Raw genomic sequence first — 21,716 nt, 5'->3', positions numbered from 1 at the left:
ATGTTTAACAACATCATTATTGACAACTTTTGCAATCCTGACTGCCAAGGGACGTTATCCGCCCCTACCATTAAACTGGCATTAGGTAACCCTGTATGCGGTGACAAGGTTGATATCGACCTGACACTGGATAACCAAGGGCGGGTAAATAATGCCTGTTTTCGTGCATGGGGATGTACCGCCTCCCTGGCAATGTCTAACCAATTTTGTCGCCATGCTAAAGGTAAGACTCTCGAAGAATTGAACACATTATCGCCTGAAGGCATAGATGCATTATTAGGCGAGTTAGAACCCGCACAGCAACACTGCCTTGATATGCTGCATAAGCTATTTGAGCAGCTAAAGGGAAAAATATGACAAGTCTATATTTCGACTACAACGCCACAACACCGCTAAGTGTTAAAGCGCAGTTGGCGATTAAAGATGCAATGTCTATTTTTGCTAATCCGTCTAGCCACTACAGCTTAAGCGGTATGGCGAAAAAGTTGCTCACTGACGCTAGAAGATCGATGGCTGCATTGATGGACACAGTCCCAGAGCAAATCCTGTTTACATCAGGGGGAACCGAAAGTAATAACCAAGCATTATCCAGCTTGTTAGCAACACTTTCCGGTTCGGATCTGTCTGCTCATCATGTTATTAGCTCTTCCATTGAGCATCCGTCTGTTCTGGCACCGTTACTCTGGTATCAACAACGCGGACTTCAGCTCACGCTGATCAATCCCGATAATCAAGGACGGATCAGTGTACAAAGTATTCAGGAAAACCTGCGGCCACAAACACGTCTGATTACATTGATGGCGATTAACAACGAAACCGGCGTGATCCAGCCCTATGAAGCGGTCGCCTCTTTAGCAAAAGAGGCCAGTGTTTATCTGCATATCGATGCAGTACAGGCTATTGGTAAGCTGCCTTTTAGCTGTGACACGCTTTCCGGCGTAACGACCGTATCTTTCTCCGGCCATAAGTTTAACGGCCCGAAAGGTATTGGCGGGCTCTACCATGCACCAGGTATTCAATTAAATCCCTTGCTACATGGTGGAGGGCAAGAACAAGGAGTACGCAGCGGCACTGAGAACACCTTAGGACTTGCTGGACTGGCAGCGGCAGCTAAAGAATCACTGAACGGCTTGCAAGGACGCTTCAATACTTACAAAACGCTCAGAACAACCTTGCTATCTCTGTTAGATCAACATCATGTTAACTACCTGATTAATGGTAATACCAATCCAGCGTTTCAGGCACCTTGGACTCTCAATTTAAGTTTCCCAGGTATTCGTGCTGAATCGCTAGCCAGCAGGCTAGATTTACGTCACGGCATCTCTTTATCCTTAGGATCAGCCTGTAGCAATAACAAATCAACACAACGTTCTCATGTTCTGGCTGCTATGGGGCTCCCCAATGATCGTATTGATAGTGCGGTACGCATCAGTTTCGGATATACCACAAGCCAAGATGATATTGAGATATTGGCTAGCGCTATCAAACAAGAAACATATGACTTACTTAAAATTTCAGGGAAATATTTAATCACCCAGGAATAATAGCAAAACGATATTTAAAAAACGGTGTGGCAGGAATAACGCATTTATTAATTGGTACTTATACCCCTGCACCTAAGCTCCGCCAACATTATTTAAATTTTTAGGGGACATTAATATGAAACTGTTTGAATTACTTCAATCTCAAATTACTGAATTAACTGATATCGAACCAGAAGATATTACTCTCGACACTCTACTTGATGATATTCATTTGGTGAGTCTGGATTTTGTTTCTATTCAGGTTGCTTTAAAAAGAGAAATGGGAATTCAACTAAATTTCGATAAGTTCCAGCGAGATAACACGACGACAATCGGTGATTTCGTCAATTACGTCAGTGAATTAGCAAAATAATCATCACTAATACACTAATACACTGGGATGTTATACCCAATGGATTTCAAGATGGATCGCGACGGCAAGGGAGCGAATCCCCGGGAGCATAGATAACGATGTGACCGGGGTGAGTGAGTACCGCCAACAAAGAGGCAACTTGAAAGAGGACGGGTATATACCCTATGGATTTCAAGATGCATCGCGACGGCAAGGGAGCGAATCCCCGGGAGCATAGCAAACTATGTGACCGGGGTGAGTGAGTGCAGCCAACAAAGAGGCAACTTGAAAGAGGACGGGTATAGCTGTCTATGACAATATCACAACACAGCTAACATTCATTTTTATGATGCTTTTATCTACCAATCCTATTATTTGGTTGTATTAAAAAATAAAGCATGTCACCAGGAAATGAATTTTGGAGATAATGTTTCATGAATATTCAAACAGGCTATCACCGCGTTGCCGTCACAGGCTATGGTTCTATCTGTTCGCTTGGGCAAAATACCCAAGAAATTTGGGATGCGATTCTAAACTACCGTGTAGGCTACAAAAAGGAAGACCACCCAGACGCTTCTGTCGTAGCAAAGTTTTTCGGTAATATCCCTTTTTCTCCTGATGTATCACGGTTTTCCAAAAAGTTATTAAAGAACCTGCCCAAATTCAGCAAACTTGGGCTGATTGCGGCGGATGAAGCAATCAAGATGGCATTTGGTAACGATAAAGCCGCTCTTGACGAAAATTATTCTCCTTTTGAACGCGGCGTTATTTTTGGCACTGGCTGGGGAGGAGAAGATGCAACCGTTGAAAACAGCCACTCCTATGCTGAGCAAGGCATTGCTTCACCTATGACCAATATTATGTCTATGCACAGCGTAGGGACGGCGGCGATTTCGATGAACTGGAATTTACGGGGATATCAAAATACCCCGGTTGCAGCTTGTGCAACTGGCAGTATGGCGATAGGTGATGCATTTGAACTTATCCGCAGTGGACGCACTAAAATGATGCTAGCAGGGGGCGGTGAAAGTATCAGAGATCCATTCATTGTCTGGAGTATCGACATTCTTGGGGCATTGAGTAAAGAACAGGAATCTGTCGAAAAGGCCTGCTGCCCGTTCAGTAAAGATCGTAGTGGTTTTGTTATGTCGGAGGGTGCCGCAATATTATGCCTTGAAGACTATGACAGCGCTGTTGCCAGGGGAGCCAAAATACTGGCGGAAGTGATTGGCTATGGCAATAACTCTGATGCGTCAGATATGACAGCCCCGGCACCAGATTGCAAAGGACGGGTCATGGCGATTCAGATGGCGCTGGAACAGGCCAAGCTCTCCACCTCAGACATTCACTATATTAATGCTCATGGGACATCAACCCCATTAAACGACATTAACGAAACCGATGTTCTAAAAATGAGCCTAGGCGAGCACGCTTATCGTATTCCTATTTCCAGTACAAAATCCTATACAGGCCATCTTATTGCCGGAGCAGGAGCAATTGAATCCATTTTCTGTCTCAAAGCGATAGAAACAGCAACGATTCCCGCAACGATGCACTTGAATAACCCTGATCCGCTATGCGATCTGGATTATGTCCCCAATATCCACCGAACTCACCAAGTTGTTGACATTGCTTTAAATGTTAATTACGGATTCGGTGGCACAAACTGCGCACTTATTTTCAGGAAGGCCGATAGATGAACGTTCAATTTAGCAAAAAAGATCTCAGTCAATGGGCTAAATTCTCTGGCGACTACAATCCTATCCATTTTGATGAAAAAATCGCAAGAGAAGTTGGGTTGGGTGGTATTGCAGTACACGGCATGCTGGCAATGATCCCGCTCAAAAGCGGATACGATTATCTGTCACAACTAAATCGGGAAATGGGCAGACAGTGGCACGTTAATTTACGCAATCCCGTACCTCTGGATGCCTGCTATTGCGTCAAAACTAAGCACACTAACCGGAATGGGAAAACGACCTTTAATCTACAAGACGAAACAACCAACCTGAAACCTCTGGTTGGTCACTATAGTTGTTTCGATTTTTCACAAAAAACTCGCTTTCCCGAAAAACCACGTTGCCAAGTTCCCATACAAGAGACAATAAAAAAATCCATCGAATTTAAGCATACCTTTCCGGAAATCAATGAATTCTGGATCTTTCTTGATGCTCTGATGTTTTATCTTTTTATGCAGCAAAGTGCCAAAACTGCACTAGCAACAGAATTTAAAACCTATTTTGGCAAACAAGAACATGATGAAACATGCCTCAAAGATCTCATTGTTTTGCATGTTATGCACACCGTGAGTTTCTCTCCAGCGCTACTTAATCGCCAAATCCCAGATGAAATGCCAAATATCGAATATACGATCGTACCAAAAGATACATTCGACGTTGATGGTTCGTTATACGGTACGTTGGAAATTCCGATCTGGCTGAATGGCGAAATCTCTTTAGTTGTTGAGATGAGTCTGATGGGAACAACAAAAAGAAAGTAGATTGCCAACTAAGATCTGATGAATGCGGTATTGGCAAACGGATGGCATAAATTTAGAGGAATCACTTAATGAATATCAGCACCCCTTGGGTTTTTATTTCAGGAGGATCACGTGGTATCGGCAAAGGCATAGTAAAAATGCTGGCAGCTCAACACTATCACGTGGTTTTTACCTATAAATCAAGCACAAATGAAGCGCAAATATTGTGTCAGGAAATTGAACAACAAGGTTATCGCTGTGAGGGCTATCAATGTGACGTCTCAAACGCGAAAGAAGTCACAACGTTGTCAGCAGAACTTATCTCACAATATGGCGCTCCTTATGCCATCATCAATAACGCTGGAATTACACAAGATGCATTGCTGATAAATATGAAAGAAGAAGAGTGGCATAATGTCATTTCCACCAATCTTTCTTCTGTCTATTTAGTTAATCACGCATTTCTCCCTGAAATGATGACTGCTGGAGAAGGCTGCATTATCCACATGAGCTCAGTCACTGCATTTAAAGCTAACTCAGGGCAAGTTAACTACGCTGCAACCAAAGCCGCCATGATCGGTATTACCCGTTCATTAGCTGTTGAAGTTGGCCGATTTAATGTCCGGGTCAATACCGTTGCGCCAGGCTTGATTGACACTGAAATGCTGGATCATATCCCCGCGCCACATAGGAAAAAACTGTTATCTAACATCCCATTGGGCCGCTTGGGTTCAGTAGAAGATATTGCTCTGACAATCAATTTCCTGCTCAGCCCTGGAGGACGCTACATTACCGGGCAAACATTCGTTATTGATGGAGGAATGACTGCTTGAGTCAGTTAAACAATTAACATCAATGGATTCGTAGCCCTATCCTGTGGTCATTTGTACCCAGATAAATATTCTGGGTACTGACACAAAATACCGTTAATCATTGTCAAAAAGGCAATCCAGCCTCTCTGATCAAATGCTAATAACGATAATAAATAATTTTAATATTAAATCATGCTCTTGGCGTTAAGTGCTAAATATTAGCAATTTTCATTTTATCAGATGAGAAGAGCTTGACCTTGTAGTCGACTCCAAGGTGTTTAATCAAATATAAGCACATTAATTAAGACGAATTTATTTTTAATCATGGGAGAGAACACATGGCCGGAGAAATACAATCACCTCCGCTTAATGAGAAAAAGTCAAAACGTAAGTTAGCACTGATCCTCGCAACTCTCTTATTTGTTTTTGTCGGGTTGGGTTACTTCGCCTATTGGCTTATTTCATTACGTCATTATCAAGCGACTGATGATGCTTACGTTGTGGGTAATCAGGTACAAGTGATGGCCCAGATCACCGGTAGCGTAACCGCCATTTATGCCGATAATACCGATTTCGTTCAACAAGGCGATATTTTGCTACGTTTAGACTCTATTGATGCGGAACATGCTTTTGAACGAGCGAAAAATACCTTGGCTAATAATGTCAGACAAACTCACCAAACCATTATTGATAATGAAAAACTACTGGCTAACATTGAGCTCAAACAAACGGCATTACAACAGGCTCAAGATGATTTAAAACGACGTGAACATCTGGGACTCACAGGTGCTATCGCCAAAGAAAATCTGATTCATTCCCGCAATAGCGTACAAATGGCAAAATCTGAGCTAAATGTCGCCCGACAACAATATTATGCCAACAAAGCACTAGTTATAGACACCCAATTAGATCAACAACCTGCGATTAAACTGGCCGCTTCCCAGCTCCGCGATGCATGGTTAACCTTACAGCGCACCCAGATTGTAGCGCCGGTAACAGGCTACGTTTCACGCCGCAGTGTTCAAGTAGGCTCACAAATAAAAAATAGTGCTCCACTGATGGTTATCGTACCCGCTGACCAACTTTGGGTCGAAGCTAACTTCAAAGAAGTTCAACTTGCCAATGTGCGTATTGGTCAACCTGTAACCCTGATTAGCGATTTCTATGGTAGTGATGTCACTTATAAAGGCCGGATCGTAGGTCTTGATATGGGTACTGGCAGCGCATTTTCTTTACTACCAGCACAAAACGCCACCGGCAACTGGATCAAAGTGGTTCAACGTTTGCCTGTCCGTGTTGAACTAGAAACACAGAAGCTTATTGATCATCCTTTACGCATCGGTTTATCCATGCACGCCACTGTCGATACTCGAAATCGGAATGGACTGGTGCTTGCCGACACTCCTCGTAATGGCATTGTTTATGAAACCAACGTCTTGTCTTACAACACTGGAGAAATTGATCGGCTAATTAACGAAATCATTCAAGTTAATACCAGTCAAAATAAGTGAGGTTAACATGCTAAAAGAGCCATTATCAGGAGCCAAACTTGGCTGGCTAACCCTGGCTTTAGCATTAGCCGCTTTTTTACAAATATTGGACCTAACTATTGCTAACGTCGCAATATCGACGATTGCCGGAGACTTGGGTTCATCAGTATCGCAGGGGACCTGGGTTATTACCTCATTTGCTGTTGCTAACGCGATCTCTATCCCATTAACAGGCTGGTTAGCAAAACGATTCGGGGAAGTCCGGGTTTTCTTAATTTCAATGCTACTGTTTGTGATAACTTCTTGGTTGTGCGGTATTGCCAATAGCCTGGAAATGTTGATTATTTCCCGCGTCCTGCAAGGTATCTCAGCCGGACCAATTATGCCCCTTTCGCAAAGTTTGCTACTCAACAACTATCCTCCACTAAAACGCAATATGGCATTGGCACTGTGGTCAATGACTATCGTTATCGCTCCAGTTTGTGGTCCGATACTCGGCGGTTGGATCAGCGACAACTACCATTGGGGATGGATCTTTCTCATCAACGTTCCGGTTGGCTTTGCCGCCATTGCTATCACCTGGATGCTGTTAAAAGACCGGGAAACTAAAATAACGGCTAGGTCAATTGATATCGTAGGGCTAATTTTATTGGTCATCGGTGTTGGTTGTTTTCAGCTATTGCTTGATAGAGGAAAAGAGCTTGATTGGTTCAACTCAACAGAAATTATTGCATTAGCCATTATCGCGGTTATTGCCATAACTTTCCTGATCATCTGGGAATTCACCGATGATGATCCGATCATTGATTTATCACTATTTAAATCACGTAATTTTACTATCGGTACTTTATGTATCAGTTTGGCTTTCCTACTCCATATAGGCACTCTGGTTTTGCAACCTCAACTATTGCAAATGGTATTGGGTTATACAGCCACTTGGGCAGGATTAGTCATGGCTCCATTAGGGATAGTGCCAATAATGCTCGTTCCACTCATTGGTCGTTTTAGTTCAAAAATTGATATGCGTTATTTAGTTATGTTTAGCTTTATCATTTTTGCACTCTGTTTCTTTTGGAGAACTAATACCTTTGAGATATCAATGGATTTTGCCACGGCTGCTTGGCCACAATTTATTCAGGGCTTTGCTATCGCCTGTTTAATTATGCCACTAACAGCCATTATATTATCTGATGTTGAACCCGCTAAAATCGCCTCTGCGGGCAGTTTATTTAACTTTTTACGCACGCTGGCAACATCCGTGGGTACTTCCATTACCACGACCATGTGGTCCCGTCGCGAAGCTGTCCATCATGTCCAGTTAACTGAATCGATAACTCCCCATAATCCTATTGCCCAACAAGCCTATGAGAAAATGGAACAATTAGGGATGTCACACGCCCAAGCCAGTCACTCTCTGGCACGTGAAATCACTAATCAGGGATTGATTATTGCTGCTAATGAAATTTATTGGCTATTTGGTTTTATTTTTCTGATCTTGCTGATCTTTATCTGGCTGGCAAAACCCACCGTCGGAGAAAAGAAATAACACTAGAAATAACACTATGATAAATAAAAAAATAAGCTTAAAAACAAAACTATCGATAAATAATCAAAGAACCCATTTAGCACTCTTTCCAATGAAACTTAATCAAAATAGCACCTTATCAAGGCGCTATTTTGTCGTCTTATAGAACATGTTTTTTCATCACCCAAACACCGATCAATCTCCGGCTGTTTCAGATGTTTTGGCACATCAAAAAGAATTTAAACGCGGGGGTGTCCGTCTCATCGTGATACGCATAGCCTAATGCATCAAGATGACGCTTAAAACGCACTGCCGCTCCTGACAATTCAAATGCGGCTAACACCCGGCCATAATCTGTACCGTAATTGCGATAATGGAATAACGTAATATTCCAGTGAGTTCCCAAAGTTTGGAGGAACTTTAGTAAAGCCCCCGGTGATTCAGGAAATTCAAAACTAAACAAACGCTCTTTCAATGGCTTAGATGGACGACCGCCGATCATATAGCGAACATGTAATTTCGCCATCTCATCATCTGAAAGATCGGCAACCTGATACCCTGCGGTACGCAATTCCTCGATAATTTCCCGTCGTTCTATCTCACCCCGACTCAGGCGAACACCAACGAAAAGACAAGCCTGATCAGGATCTGCATCCGTATAACGATAATTAAACTCTGTTACCACCCGATCGCCCAATTTCTGGCAAAAACTCAGGAAACTCCCTTTCTGTTCAGGAATAGTCACTGCCAGCAATGCTTCCCGCTGCTCGCCCAATTCACAACGCTCAGAGACATAACGTAACCCGTGGAAGCTTACGTTAGCGCCAGAAAGAATATGTGCCAGTCGTTCACCTTTAAGCTGATGCTGCTGAACATATTTTTTCAATCCAGCGAGTGCCAATGCACCGGATGGCTCAGCAATCGCACGCACATCCTCGAACAGATCTTTTACCGCAGCACAAATAGCATCACTATCTACCGTGATAACATCATCCACATATTGCTGACACAAACGAAATGTTTCATCACCGATACGCTTAACAGCAACGCCTTCAGCAAACAAGCCAACTCGTGGTAAGTCTACCGGATGTCCAGCCTCCATTGCTGCTTTCAGACAAGCTGAATCTTCCGCTTCTACCCCAATAATTTTAATTTCTGGCATCAGTTGCTTAATCAATACAGCAACACCAGCAATCAAACCACCCCCACCAACAGGTACAAAAATTCGATCCAGACGCACATCCTGTTGCAAAAGTTCCATCGCCAGTGTTGCCTGACCTGCGATTACAGCAGGATGATCAAACGGAGGAACAAAGGTATAGCCCTCCTGTTGTGCCATTTCTATCGCTTTAGCTTTAGCCTCATCAAAATTAGCACCATACAACAGAGCCTTACCACCGAAATTCCGGACTGCATCGACTTTAATCTCCGCGGTAGTGACCGGCATAACAATCAGAGAGTTAATTCCCAAACGATTAGCAGAAAGTGCAACCCCCTGAGCATGGTTACCGGCTGACGCGGTAATCACTCCCCGGTTTTTTTGTTCCTCAGTCAAACTCGCAATCATGGCATACGCACCACGGAGCTTGAAACTGTGAACAGGTTGCCGATCTTCCCGCTTTACCAAAATAGTATTTCCCAAGCGGGCAGAAATTTTCTCCATTTCCTGCAAAGGAGTCACCTGAGCAACTTCATAAACAGGCGCGCTTAATGCTGCTTTCAAATACTCTGCACCGTTTGGTGAGGAAGTTAAGGGAAGAAATGCAGCCATACGATTATCCCCCTAACTTAGATTTATCACGGACAGCACCTTTATCCGCACTGGTCGCCAATGAAGCATAAGCTCTCAGGGCAAACGATACCTGACGTTCACGAGTTTTCGGCGTCCACGATTGATCACCGCGGGTAAATTCCACTTCTTTACGGGTAGCAAGTATCCTTTCATCTACATCAAGTCTAATTTTCCGTAGGGGAATATCAATATCAATAATATCGCCATCTTGCACCAAACCGATTAGCCCACCATTAGCCGCTTCGGGAGAAACATGGCCGATCGACAAACCCGAAGTACCACCAGAGAAACGGCCATCGGTAATCAATGCACAGCTTTTGCCTAGCCCCATAGATTTTAGATAAGTCGTCGGATACAACATTTCCTGCATGCCAGGCCCACCTTTTGGCCCTTCATAACGAATGACCACCACATCACCAGCAACGACTTTTCCACCCAAGATCGCATCAACCGCATCTTCCTGACTTTCGTAAACTTTAGCTGGCCCACGGAACGTCAGACTGCCCTCATCAACCCCAGCGGTTTTTACAATACAACCATCTATAGCCAAATTACCAAATAGAACAGCAAGACCACCATCCCGACTATAGGCATGTTCAATGTCGCGAATACACCCTTCTACACGGTCAGTATCCAACGAAGACCAGCGACAATCTTGTGAAAAAGCCTGAGTAGTACGGATACCCGCAGGGCCTGCCGAATACATCTCCTTCACTGACTCATCTACCGTCTGCATCACATCGTATTGATTAAGCGTTTGTAACAAATCCAGACCCAAAACATTTTTAACCTGACAATTCAACAAACCCGCTCTATCCAGCTCACCTAAAATACCAATCACACCACCAGCACGATGAACATCTTCCATATGGTATTTTTGTGTACTCGGTGCAACTTTACATAAATGAGGGATCTGACGAGACAAACGATCAATATCTGCCATAGTGAAATCAACCTCCCCTTCCTGCGCCGCAGCCAGTAAGTGAAGTACAGTATTCGTTGACCCCCCCATTGCAATATCCAACATCATCGCATTTTCAAATGCGGCTTTCGTTGCAATACTACGCGGCAGAGCACTGTCATCATTTTGTTCATAATAACGCTTAGTCAACTCAACAATGCGCTTGCCTGCATTCAGAAACAGCACTTTACGATCTGCATGAGTAGCCAGTAATGAGCCATTCCCCGGTTGAGACAAACCCAGTGCTTCTGTAAGACAATTCATAGAGTTAGCAGTAAACATGCCTGAGCAAGAACCGCAGGTTGGGCAAGCTGAGCGCTCAATCTGATTGCTATCCTCATCACTGACCTTCGGGTTCGCGCCTTGGATCATGGCATCGATCAGATCCAATTTAATAATCTGATCTGACAATTTAGTTTTACCTGCCTCCATAGGGCCACCGGAAACAAAAATCGCCGGAATGTTCAGACGTAGTGCTGCCATCAGCATTCCTGGGGTAATTTTGTCACAATTGGAAATACACACCATAGCGTCCGCACAATGTGCATTCACCATATATTCAACAGAATCAGCGATCAATTCACGTGACGGCAGAGAATAGAGCATACCACCATGCCCCATTGCGATACCGTCATCCACCGCTATAGTATTGAACTCTTTTGCAACACCGCCTGATGCTTCAATCTGTTCCGCAACCAATTTACCTAAGTCCCGCAAATGAACATGCCCTGGAACAAACTGAGTAAATGAGTTAACTACTGCAATAATCGGTTTACCGAAATCTGCATCGGTCATCCCTGTCGCACGCCATAAAGCGCGAGCTCCTGCCATATTGCGGCCATGAGTCGTAGTGGCAGAACGGTACTTAGGCATTATCTTCACTCCCGTGTTATCAAAACAGGCGGGGAACGAACCGCCTGTTAAATTATTTATATACCCGTCATCTTTCAAGTTGCCTCTTTGTTGGCTGCACTCACTCACCCCGGTCACATCGTTCTCTATGCTCCCGGGGATTCGCTCCCTTGCCGTCGCGATCCATCTTGAAATCCATTGGGTATAGTTCTATTAAGGATTGACTGGATCTAACCAGCCCCATTTATCATCTGTCGTGCCATCAAACAAGCCAAAGAAAGCTTGTTGAATTTTTTTGGTAATAGGCCCACATCGACCGATACCAACCTGAATATCATCAACACTGCGAACGGGTGTGATTTCAGCCGCTGTACCAGACATAAAAACTTCATCAGCCAAGTACAGTGATTCGCGCGACAATACCTGTTCACGCACTTCCAGACCTAAATCTTTCGCCAGTTTGATAATGGCATCACGAGTAATTCCTGGTAATGCAGCGGAGGTAAATGGTGGGGTAAATAATACGCCATCTTTTACTTCAAATAGATTTTCACCCGCCCCCTCAGAGATATAACCAGAAACATCCAGTGCAATACCTTCCTGATACCCACGACGACGAGCTTCACTACCCACTAAAAGCGAAGACAGGTAGTTACCACCGGCTTTAGCCGCAGTTGGCATTGTGTTTGGTGCCGCACGATTCCATGAAGAAACCATCGCATCGATTCCTTGATCTAATGCGCCTTCTCCCAAATAAGCTCCCCACGGAAAGGCGGCAATAATGACATCAGTTTTATAACCGGCGGGTGGATTAACTCCCATGCCAACATCACCGATAAAGACCAATGGACGTATATAAGCGCTGACTAAATTATTTTTACGAAGAGTTGCCCGACACGCCTCCATTAATTCATCGACACTCAGGTTCAACGGCATACGATAAATCTTTGCTGAGTCATGTAAACGCTGCATATGCTCACGATGGCGGAAAACCACTGGCCCTTTATGAGAGTCATAGCAGCGAATTCCCTCAAAAACAGATGTACCATAATGCAAAGCATGGGACATTACGTGAACTTTAGCATCTACCCAAGGAACCATCTCACCATTGAACCAAATGTAATCGGATTGCTTCGTCATTCTCTTATCCCTTTATTTCTACGTTATGCACGTATGAGTTGTGATTTTTGTTGCAGGATCTTGACGCCAGCGACATCCACTAATTTAGTCAGTTGTGAAGACAACAAATTAACCGGTTTTTGGCTGGCAACAATTAATTCGATATTAACATTATCGCCATCCATTGTTTGATCCATATTCATGGAACATATCTGAAATCCACGATGACGCGTTACCCGTAAGATACGCTCTAATATTTCAGGACGGAAACGAGCATGGATTGCAAGTTGATGCTGCATCATAATGATTTCTCCAACATAGTTTCATTGCTTGCACCGGGAGGAACTAACGGCCAAACGTTCTCTAATTCCTCAATAGATACCTGTAATAAATAGGGGCCCTTACTGCTGAATAATGCATTCAGCGCTTCATCAATCTGTGATTTATCAGTGATATGTTGCCCAGGAATACCAAAAGCTTTCGCTAATGTGACAAAATCGGGGTTATCTGTTAATGTCGTTTCACTATATCGCTTATCAAAAAACAGCTCCTGCCATTGCCGCACCATTCCCAATCGCTGGTTATCCAACAATAAAATTTTTACGGGTAATTGCTTGCGTTTAATTGTCCCCAATTCTTGGACATTCATCATGAAAGAGCCATCTCCAGAGACACAAATCACCATATCTTCCGGTCGAGCAATCTGAGCACCAATTGCAGCAGGGATACCAAATCCCATCGAGCCCAATCCACTAGATGTAATGAAATTTTCAGGCCCATCAAAAGTCATATGCTGAGCTGTCCACATTTGATGCTGTCCAACATCAGTAGTAATAACCGTATTAAATGTTTTACGATCTGAAACTTGCTTCAATAACCAAGGCGCATAGATACTCTCCCCCTGATGGTCATAACACCAAGGATATTCAGCTTTCAGATACTTAACTTCCTGTTGCCAGGGCATAATTGACAATGGCTGTTGCAAACGGGGCAATAATACCTTCACATCCCCCAGTAACGACACATGGGCCTGACGTAATTTACCCAATTCTGCCGGATCGATATCCAGATGAATGATTTTTGCACACGGAGCAAAAGTATTAAGTTTGCCAGTCACACGATCATCAAAACGAGCACCTACAGCAATCAACAAATCACATGACTGAACGGCAAGATTAGCCGCTTTCGAACCATGCATCCCAAGCATTCCCAGATAACATGGATGTTCTGAATCGGCAGCCCCTAAGCCTTTCAACGTAGAAGCAACCGGCATACCGGTTTCCACAACAAAATCTCGCAGAACAGAAACTGCTTGAGACATCCCTACCCCACCACCGACATACAACACTGGCTTTGCCGCAACCGCAATCATTTTCCGAGCTTGTTCTAATTCACTTTCCGAGCGGGGCTCCTTTTGCTCAACGGGTACCAAATGTGGTACCAAATTTCCCTCTTTCAACTGAATATCTTTAGGAATATCAACCAAAACTGGGCCAGGTCGACCACTAGTGGCAATAGAAAAGGCTTCCGCCATAATTTGAGGTAAATCTTCCAGTGTGTCCACTAAGAAACTGTGTTTGGTACAAGCAAGGGAGAGACCTAAAACATCAACTTCTTGGAAGGCATCAGTTCCAATCAATTCAGAACCAACCTGACCAGTGATAGCAACAATAGGAACAGAATCTAACAATGCATCGGCTAATCCAGTGATTAAGTTTGTTGCTCCCGGTCCCGATGTAGCGATACAAACTCCCGGCTTACCACTGGCTCTCGCATAACCGATTGCAGCCATAGCGGCCCCCTGTTCATGCCGACAAAGCAAATGCTCCACACCACCATCGTACAAAGCATCATAAACCGGCATGATCGTACCACCAGGGTAGCCAAAAACCTTATCAACCCCCTGCGTTCGTAATGCCTTTACAATCCACTGCGCCCCGTTCATTTTTCATATCCCCTGTGTTTACCCTGTGAGACAAGATTCTGTTCTGTTGTATGTTTCCGTCTCTACCGGATTTTGCTTGTCGAAAAAAAACCCCCGCGCCTTTCGGTGCGGGGGTCTTCGAGAGATCTGGCTGTTCTTCTAAGCCTTTCTTCGTCCAAGTGCAGCCCCGCACGGTGGGATAATAATCACCACCACGCTGACAATAATTAGGCTAATCACTAGGACAAATATGTTCATAATCTTGGTCGTTTAATTCGTTTGTTTAATCTATATTTAAGAGTTATCACGTTCTTCATAGCTTGACAATATTTATTTTGTTTTATTACTCGATATAAAAAAATACTGTTTATTTTCAATTAAATACTTGTCATATGGATTATTTATCCAGTAAACAGACCGATTTAAGTGATAAAAACTAACTGATTAGATATAAACAAAACAACACATTAATAGATAACATAAAAAACAAATCATCCGACTATAATCAAAAATAAAGAGCTTATTATTAATCACTTTGGTGACAAAAACTTCTCATTAAAAATAAAACATAATGATATAACATATTAAATTTATTCACTGTATAAATATATATAAATTTGAATTAAATTAAACCAATAAAAAATCAATCTAAAAACACAACTAAAATAATAACAAAACCTCAAAATAAGAATATAAAGATAATAGACACAATGATTTAAACACTAAAACAACAAAATTTAAATCAATAAAATCAATAAAATCAATAAAATAAAAATCATTTAATCTAAATTTCAAAATAAAATTTTTACAGTTTCTCAGAAAAATATTTATTAGAGCCGCTTCGCAAAAAAATAATAGAAAACTATTTATTATCTAATTTCAGTCCATCATATACGCTTTCTTACTAAGGAGAATAGGATGGCCCTCGCTGTTATTTATACCAGAGCGACTATAGGTATTCACGCCCCTATTGTTACTGTTGAAGCGCATATTAGTAATGGTTTACCTGGATTAACCTTAGTTGGTTTGCCTGAAACAGCCGTAAAAGAAGCAAGAGATCGTGTCAGAAGCGCGTTGATCAACAGCGGATTTACCTATCCGCCTAAAAGAATCACCGTCAATCTTGCACCCGCAGATCTTCCCAAAGAAGGCGGCCGTTATGATTTGCCGATCGCTATCGCTATTCTAGCCGCTTCAGAACAAATACCTACCAATAAACTAAGTCATTACGAATTTCTTGGTGAACTCGCTCTATCCGGGGGTTTACGGAAAGTTAACGGCGCAATTCCAGCCGCACTCAGCGCAGGAGAAGCAGGAAGACAACTTATTCTACCAACAGAAAACGCAATGGAACTGGCAATTTTATCTCAGAATGAAACGTTAATGACAGAACACCTCTTGCATATCTGCCACTTTCTTCAGGGAGAACAACAACTGCTGACAGCACCAATTCAACATGAATCCTTAACAGAACCATCACAACCGGATCTTCAGGATATTATTGGCCAGGAACAAGCAAAACGCGCCCTAGAAATCACAGCAGCAGGCGGGCATAATCTTTTGCTACTTGGCCCACCAGGGACAGGAAAAACAATGTTGGCAAGCAGACTATGTAGTCTATTACCACCATTAACAAACAAAGAGGCCCTTGAGGTTGCCGCTATCAATAGCTTGGTGGATACCTACCTTCCACCTGAACGATGGCATACACGCCCATTTAGAGCGCCTCATCACAGTTCTTCAATGGCAGCTCTGATCGGCGGCGGTGGACTTCCAAAACCTGGTGAAATTTCACTTGCTCACAACGGCGTGCTATTTCTAGATGAACTACCTGAATTTGAACGCAGAGTCCTTGATGCTCTCAGAGAACCGCTGGAATCAGGGGAAATAATTATCTCCCGAGCCAGAGCAAAAGTTTGTTTTCCTGCCCAAGTTCAATTGATAGCAGCAATGAATCCTAGCCCTACAGGCTATCATCAGGGCATTAACAATCGAAGTAGTCCTCAGCAAATACTTCGATACCTAGCAAAACTTTCTGGTCCTTTCTTGGATCGTTTTGATCTCTCAATTGAAGTTCCTCTGTTACCCATTGGAACATTGAGCAGCCCTCTTAGATCAAGCGAAAGCAGTAAAGATGTAAGATTAAGAGTGCTGGCAGCGCGAGAAATACAACTGAAACGCTGTGGAAAAATTAATGCTCATCTAAATAGTAAAGAGACAGAGGCATTTTGTAAGCTCAAACCTAACGATGCTGTATTTCTAGAACAAACGCTAATAAAACTAGGGCTTTCAATCCGAGCATGGCATAGAATTCTGAAAACATCCCGGACACTGGCCGACTTAGAAGAAAAAAAAGAGATAGAAAAACCACATATCATGGAAGCCTTAAGCTACCGCAGTATGGACAGGTTATTAATACAATTACAAAAACAATCGGGTTAGCAATGAAAAAGGGGCAAAGCCCCTATATTCACAATTTATGATGATATTAATCATCAGCGTCGGTATAGTCATCAGAAGCATCGATCTGGGGCTTACCGCCTGAAAGAGTATGAAAACGTTTTGGACGCCTAATCCTTGCAAGATATTTGGTCCATACTTTTTCTTCTATTGTCACAGGCTGCCGTTCACCCCGGCAAACAGCAACAAACAGCTCTTCTACTTCTGTTTGAGGCTCGCGTTTACCAAGATCTAACTCATTGAACGCAAAACCATGGCGCTCTAGCAATTGCGCCTCTTTAATGGTGAAATCGCCATGGCGGGAGAATCCGCGAGGGTAATTTTTGTTATCAAAAAAACGATTAGTCGTGATGAAGCTTTCGGCCATCTGACACACTCCTAATTCTAGTACTGTTACTATCATGACAATTATGGCGCGGAGTATTAGATAGGCCTGGCGTTCTGTAAAACAAAAAATTTAAATCTTAACGATAAATATTATTGGAGATATATGTGGACACTGAATTACTGAAAACCTTCTTGGAAGTCAGTAAAACTCGTCACTTTGGGAGAGCGGCCGAATCACTGTACCTGACGCAATCAGCCGTTAGCTTTCGCATACGCCAACTAGAAAATCAATTAGGTACTCATCTTTTCACTCGCCACCGCAATAACATCCGTCTTACAGCAGCAGGCGAGCGCCTTATTCCCTATGCAGAATCACTGATGAGCACCTGGCAATTGGCTAAAAAAGAGATAATGCATGCTTCTCAACATACTGAATTAACAATTGGTGCCACTGCATCACTATGGGAAGCATATTTAACTTCCTGGTTACAAGACTTCTATAAAAAACATCAGGAATTAAGATTGGAATCCCGAGTTTCTACACGGCAATCCCTTGTTAAGCAGCTTCATTCACGTGAGTTAGATCTGTTGATTACTACCGAACCGCCCAAAATGGATGAGTTCCAAAGCCTATTATTAGGAAATATTCGCTTGAAGTTATTAACAACAGAAGAAAATCTGAAATACCAAATTAAAAATTACATCAAACTAGAATGGGGAGCTGATTTCCATCATCAGGAACAACGGATTTTAAAAAGTGAGCAGTTACCCACCATCACAACCACTTCAGCACATATAGCCCGCCAACTGCTCAATAGCGTAAGAGGAGCCGCCTTCCTACCAATACACTGGCAAAATGAATATCCAGAGTTGATCTCCTATCCAAATACTGAACTAATTGAACGCCCATTATATGCCATATGGCTACAAAAAAATGATCAGCAAGCATTCATCCAACAGCTATTAAAAATACCTATCATACATACTTCTACAAGAGGTTAAGAAGCATCCATGTAAATCATTTAATCAGCAAATATATGTTCTGCAAAATTTATGGATAGCAATACTATACGAAAACAGGGATGAAAATAGTAAGGGAGAAAGAAATTTCAGATCGAGCATTAAGGTGGGATTACTTTTGCTATATTCCCACATATAGCTCCCTATTTACCAAGTACTCCTTACGTATAGTATAACCTGAATCAGACGTAATGTTCCCACCTTATCGTTTTAGGTATCCTTTCCTTCAAACCGAGCTTTTCTTAAGAAGAAAACTTTCACAATCAAAATATTAGCTAAGATCCATTCGTACATATCCTCCAGACACTTAGTTCAGAAGGACTTTAACTAACCCGAATTCTGGATAAGAAATTGACGGGGAGCCTGTTCCAGGAGCAAAGTTTTGGTGAACGCATAAAACAGCTCCAGGGAGGAACAGGCTATGAATAAGTTAGTTGAAATTTTCTGTAATGTCGATGATTTTTGCCGCTTTTTCATCCCCCAATGGGCGCAGTTTTGTCTCGATAACGGATACCATCTGCGCCGCAGGCAAGATTACATGTATCCCAGTGAAATCATGACCATTTTGATCCTCTTTCACATGTCACATTACCGTAATTTTAAAGCTTTCTATTTGGAATCCCTCTGGAAATACCATCACAACGATTTTTCTACCTTGCTCAGTTATACCCGTTTTATCAGTGGCGCCCCTTCCGTTTTGGTGCCTCTACTCAATTAAAAGGAGAACCAACAGGGATAGCTTTTATTGATTCCACGAGTTTGCTCGTTCCGTATTCCTCGCCATCTCCATAAGGTTTTTAAGGGAGTTGCAAAACGAGGAAAAACCTCAATGGGATAGTTTTGCGGTTTCAAGTTACACATGATTGTTAACCATCAGGGCGAAATTTTGGCGCTTAAAGTGACCGCCGGGAATGTGCATGATCGGGAGCCTGTTCGCGAATTAACAAAAAAATTAACAGGTTCTCTTTACGGAAATAAAGGTTATCTAGACCAAAAACTGGCAGATAATTTAGCCAAAACCGGCATCACTTTCATCACGAAAAAGCGCCGCAACATGAAAGCGCGTGTGCTGGCCGAGTGGGATAAAACAATGTTATTAAGGCGTTTTATTATCGAAACGATTAATGGGCAATTAAAAACCCTTTCTCAGATAGAGCATTCGCGTCACCGAAGCATAAAAGGATTTCTGTTGACCGTGTTAGGTGGGATGATTGCGTACTGCCTTGAATGGAAGAAACCATCACTGAAAGTTTTCTACTCAGAAGAAGATTTCCCTGTGACAACTTAAACGGAATTCGGGTTAATTAACCTGAGGTTTGCTTAAGAAGGGAACTAAGTGCCTGAGGCACGATCAAAGTTTTTATCAAAGAAAACAAAATCGTGGAGATCCTTAGGCATGTCTAATTTGGAAGAACTTTACTGCTGCGTCGATGATTTTGCCAGAAATTTATTCCTCTCTGGCATCAACAGTTAATTGAAAATGGCTTGCTCAAACGTCGCCGCGAAGCTTCCCTTTCTCTCAGTGAAGTCATGACGCTCCTCATTTTATTCCACATGAAGCCATTATCGTGATTTTAAAACGTTTTATATTCAGCATGTCAAACACTATCTTAAGACCGATTTTCCCCAGTTGGTCAGCTACACCCAGATGTTAACCTTGAAACAAAGAGCGCTCATTCCCCTCTGTGCTTTTCTTTCGTCACGCAAGGCTGAAACCCCGGGGATCGCTTTTATTGATTCAACCAAAATTGCCGTTTGTCACCACCTCCGTATTCCCCGTCATCGCGTATTTGAGGGCGTCGCACAGCGAGGGAAAACGAGTACAGTCTGGTTTTATGGCTTTAAACTTCATCGGGTTATCAATGATTGTGGTGAACTTCTGGCAGTGAAGTTGACCTCAGGAAATAAGGATGATCGCCATCCCGTCAAAGCGCGGGTACAAGGGTTAACCGGATGTGGCGATAAAGGGTATTTGTCACAGGCCTTATGCAATGAACTGGAAGCAGAAGGAATAACGTTAATCACTCATGTCCGTAATAACATGAAGGCAAAAGAATTATCTCTCTGGGATAAGCTGATGTTAAGAAGGCGATTTTTGATAGAAACTGTCGTGGATCAGCTCAAAAATATTTCTCAGATAGCGCATTCAAGACACCGCAGTCAGCTCGGGTTTTTGTTGGAAATCGTCGCTGGCTTAATTGCTTATACATTCCAACCTAAAAAACCGAGCTTGAATTTACGAGATTGTGATATCGCTATTTTTAAACGAAGCTGAGGTTAATTAGTTAGAAAGAAAGATTTTATTGCTATAAGGTCGAATAACATTGAGAACTGAAAAATGTGTAACAACATCAATGGTGAATTCAAATCGATGGCAACATTGGCTTTACGAACCAGACAATATTTGGGAACAAATTTTCCAAGTGAGATCATTTCTAGAGAAAAGGTTCGCATAAGGAGATTTTTAGTGTAACGGCAAATCCGTTTTTTTACAAAGTTCCATTAGGAAAAAGGCGCTGACCAAAAAGCCAACGCCTTATCAATAATCTAATCCAAATAGCATATATGGATCATCAATTTATTATGAACTACCTTAGTTGCCATTTAGCTTATAACTGGCAGGGGCGGAGAGACTCGAACTCCCAACACCCGGTTTTGGAGACCGGTGCTCTACCAATTGAACTACGCCCCTAAATTAAGGTGGCGGTGCGGACGGGGCTCGAACCCGCGACCCCCGGCGTGACAGGCCGGTATTCTAACCAACTGAACTACCGCACCACCGAATTCTCTTTGATTTACATCGCTGTTACGACATAAAACTTAAATATCAAGCTTGGCAGCTTACAAACGGCTTTCCTGCCGTTTGCCCTTCGGGCCGTCGCTATCCGCGACGTTCAAATCCGTTCTCGACGGAGTTGCCCTACTCGCTACCATTACGCCTTATGTCATGCTGTCCATCACATAAAGCTAAAATTAAAGCCTGGCAGTGTCCTACTCTCGCATGGGGAGACCCCACACTACCATCGGCGCTACGGCGTTTCACTGCTGAGTTCGGCATGGGGTCAGGTGGGACCGCCGCG

The 21,716-nt window shown here is 42.9% G+C and carries 17 protein-coding genes, 2 tRNA genes, 1 rRNA gene and 2 pseudogenes; 12 read left to right on the top strand and 10 right to left on the bottom strand.

The genetic code is table 11. The features are described from left to right. From SLS51_RS14645 to SLS51_RS14610, 8 genes are all read left to right on the top strand, one after another. Window positions 1-357: an iron-sulfur cluster assembly scaffold protein gene (locus tag SLS51_RS14645; RefSeq protein WP_323839453.1), complete on the top strand. Its 357-nt coding sequence runs from the start codon at window positions 1-3 to the stop codon at window positions 355-357. Beyond that, window positions 354-1,544: a cysteine desulfurase family protein gene (locus SLS51_RS14640; RefSeq protein WP_323839452.1), complete on the top strand. Its 1,191-nt coding sequence runs from the start codon at window positions 354-356 to the stop codon at window positions 1,542-1,544. The genes SLS51_RS14645 and SLS51_RS14640 overlap by 4 nt, the downstream gene beginning before the upstream one ends. 115 nt (window positions 1,545-1,659) lie before the next feature. Continuing rightward, window positions 1,660-1,896: an acyl carrier protein gene (locus SLS51_RS14635; RefSeq protein WP_011148745.1), complete on the top strand. Its 237-nt coding sequence runs from the start codon at window positions 1,660-1,662 to the stop codon at window positions 1,894-1,896. 413 nt (window positions 1,897-2,309) lie between these two features. Continuing rightward, window positions 2,310-3,575, top strand: coding sequence for a beta-ketoacyl-[acyl-carrier-protein] synthase family protein (locus tag SLS51_RS14630; RefSeq protein ID WP_323839451.1), 1,266 nt, complete (start codon window positions 2,310-2,312; stop codon window positions 3,573-3,575). Next, window positions 3,572-4,375: a MaoC/PaaZ C-terminal domain-containing protein gene (locus SLS51_RS14625; RefSeq protein ID WP_323839450.1), complete on the top strand. Its 804-nt coding sequence runs from the start codon at window positions 3,572-3,574 to the stop codon at window positions 4,373-4,375. The genes SLS51_RS14630 and SLS51_RS14625 overlap by 4 nt, the downstream gene beginning before the upstream one ends. Window positions 4,376-4,443: 68 nt before the next feature. Then, window positions 4,444-5,187 carry a 3-oxoacyl-ACP reductase FabG gene (gene fabG, locus SLS51_RS14620; RefSeq protein ID WP_323839449.1) on the top strand — a complete coding sequence of 248 codons (744 nt, stop codon included), beginning with the start codon at window positions 4,444-4,446 and terminating at the stop codon, window positions 5,185-5,187. 317 nt (window positions 5,188-5,504) lie between these two features. Beyond that, window positions 5,505-6,677 carry a multidrug efflux MFS transporter periplasmic adaptor subunit EmrA gene (emrA, locus tag SLS51_RS14615; RefSeq protein ID WP_323839448.1) on the top strand — a complete coding sequence of 391 codons (1,173 nt, stop codon included), beginning with the start codon at window positions 5,505-5,507 and terminating at the stop codon, window positions 6,675-6,677. A 7-nt stretch (window positions 6,678-6,684) separates the two neighbouring features. Beyond that, window positions 6,685-8,202: a DHA2 family efflux MFS transporter permease subunit gene (locus SLS51_RS14610; protein WP_323839447.1), complete on the top strand. Its 1,518-nt coding sequence runs from the start codon at window positions 6,685-6,687 to the stop codon at window positions 8,200-8,202. Window positions 8,203-8,392: 190 nt separating this feature from the next. On the opposite strand, the gene ilvA is transcribed toward SLS51_RS14610, so the two are convergent. The 6 genes from ilvA to ilvL form a co-directional block, all read right to left on the bottom strand. Beyond that, window positions 8,393-9,952 carry a threonine ammonia-lyase, biosynthetic gene (gene ilvA / locus SLS51_RS14605; RefSeq protein ID WP_323839446.1) on the bottom strand — a complete coding sequence of 520 codons (1,560 nt, stop codon included), beginning with the start codon at window positions 9,950-9,952 and terminating at the stop codon, window positions 8,393-8,395. Window positions 9,953-9,956: 4 nt separating this feature from the next. Continuing rightward, the gene (gene ilvD, locus SLS51_RS14600; RefSeq protein ID WP_323839487.1) at window positions 9,957-11,807 is read right to left on the bottom strand and encodes a dihydroxy-acid dehydratase; all 1,851 of its coding nucleotides are present in this window, start codon (window positions 11,805-11,807) and stop codon (window positions 9,957-9,959) included. A gap of 192 nt (window positions 11,808-11,999) precedes the next feature. Next, window positions 12,000-12,926 (bottom strand): branched-chain amino acid transaminase, encoded by a 927-nt coding sequence (locus SLS51_RS14595; protein WP_323839445.1) that lies wholly within the window; start codon window positions 12,924-12,926, stop codon window positions 12,000-12,002. A 23-nt stretch (window positions 12,927-12,949) separates the two neighbouring features. Then, window positions 12,950-13,207 (bottom strand): acetolactate synthase 2 small subunit, encoded by a 258-nt coding sequence (ilvM, locus tag SLS51_RS14590; RefSeq protein WP_011148754.1) that lies wholly within the window; start codon window positions 13,205-13,207, stop codon window positions 12,950-12,952. Further along, window positions 13,204-14,850, bottom strand: coding sequence for an acetolactate synthase 2 catalytic subunit (gene ilvG, locus SLS51_RS14585; protein WP_323839444.1), 1,647 nt, complete (start codon window positions 14,848-14,850; stop codon window positions 13,204-13,206). Before ilvG ends, ilvM begins: the two co-directional genes overlap by 4 nt. 138 nt (window positions 14,851-14,988) lie before the next feature. After that, window positions 14,989-15,087 (bottom strand): ilv operon leader peptide, encoded by a 99-nt coding sequence (gene ilvL, locus SLS51_RS14580; protein ID WP_323839443.1) that lies wholly within the window; start codon window positions 15,085-15,087, stop codon window positions 14,989-14,991. 660 nt (window positions 15,088-15,747) lie between these two features. On the opposite strand from ilvL, the gene SLS51_RS14575 reads away from it, so the two are divergent. Beyond that, the gene (locus tag SLS51_RS14575; RefSeq protein WP_323839442.1) at window positions 15,748-17,271 is read left to right on the top strand and encodes a YifB family Mg chelatase-like AAA ATPase; all 1,524 of its coding nucleotides are present in this window, start codon (window positions 15,748-15,750) and stop codon (window positions 17,269-17,271) included. A 46-nt stretch (window positions 17,272-17,317) separates the two neighbouring features. Here the strand turns inward: SLS51_RS14575 and SLS51_RS14570 are convergent, their stop codons facing one another. Further along, window positions 17,318-17,656, bottom strand: coding sequence for a MaoP family protein (locus tag SLS51_RS14570; RefSeq protein ID WP_323839441.1), 339 nt, complete (start codon window positions 17,654-17,656; stop codon window positions 17,318-17,320). Between the two features lie 125 nt (window positions 17,657-17,781). On the opposite strand from SLS51_RS14570, the gene hdfR reads away from it, so the two are divergent. The 3 genes and pseudogenes from hdfR (at window position 17,782) to SLS51_RS14555 (ending at window position 20,911) form a co-directional block, all read left to right on the top strand. After that, window positions 17,782-18,618, top strand: a complete 837-nt coding sequence (hdfR, locus tag SLS51_RS14565) for an HTH-type transcriptional regulator HdfR (protein ID WP_323839440.1) — start codon at window positions 17,782-17,784, stop codon at window positions 18,616-18,618. A gap of 439 nt (window positions 18,619-19,057) precedes the next feature. Continuing rightward, window positions 19,058-19,924, top strand: a pseudogene (locus SLS51_RS14560) (IS982 family transposase). Window positions 19,925-20,032: 108 nt separating this feature from the next. After that, a pseudogene (locus SLS51_RS14555) lies at window positions 20,033-20,911 on the top strand (IS982 family transposase). 341 nt (window positions 20,912-21,252) lie between these two features. Here SLS51_RS14555 and SLS51_RS14550 read toward each other — a convergent pair. From SLS51_RS14550 to rrf, 3 genes are all read right to left on the bottom strand, one after another. After that, window positions 21,253-21,328: transfer RNA gene (locus tag SLS51_RS14550), tRNA-Trp, on the bottom strand. A gap of 9 nt (window positions 21,329-21,337) precedes the next feature. Next, window positions 21,338-21,414: transfer RNA gene (locus tag SLS51_RS14545), tRNA-Asp, on the bottom strand. Between the two features lie 200 nt (window positions 21,415-21,614). Beyond that, window positions 21,615-21,716: ribosomal RNA gene (rrf, locus tag SLS51_RS14540) — 5S ribosomal RNA — on the bottom strand; the annotation flags it as partial.

This window comes from Photorhabdus africana, from assembly GCF_035181445.1.
Classification (GTDB): domain Bacteria; phylum Pseudomonadota; class Gammaproteobacteria; order Enterobacterales; family Enterobacteriaceae; genus Photorhabdus; species Photorhabdus laumondii.
Note: the sequence above shows the minus strand (reverse complement) of the source record. Positions and strands in the feature narration are given on the sequence as shown.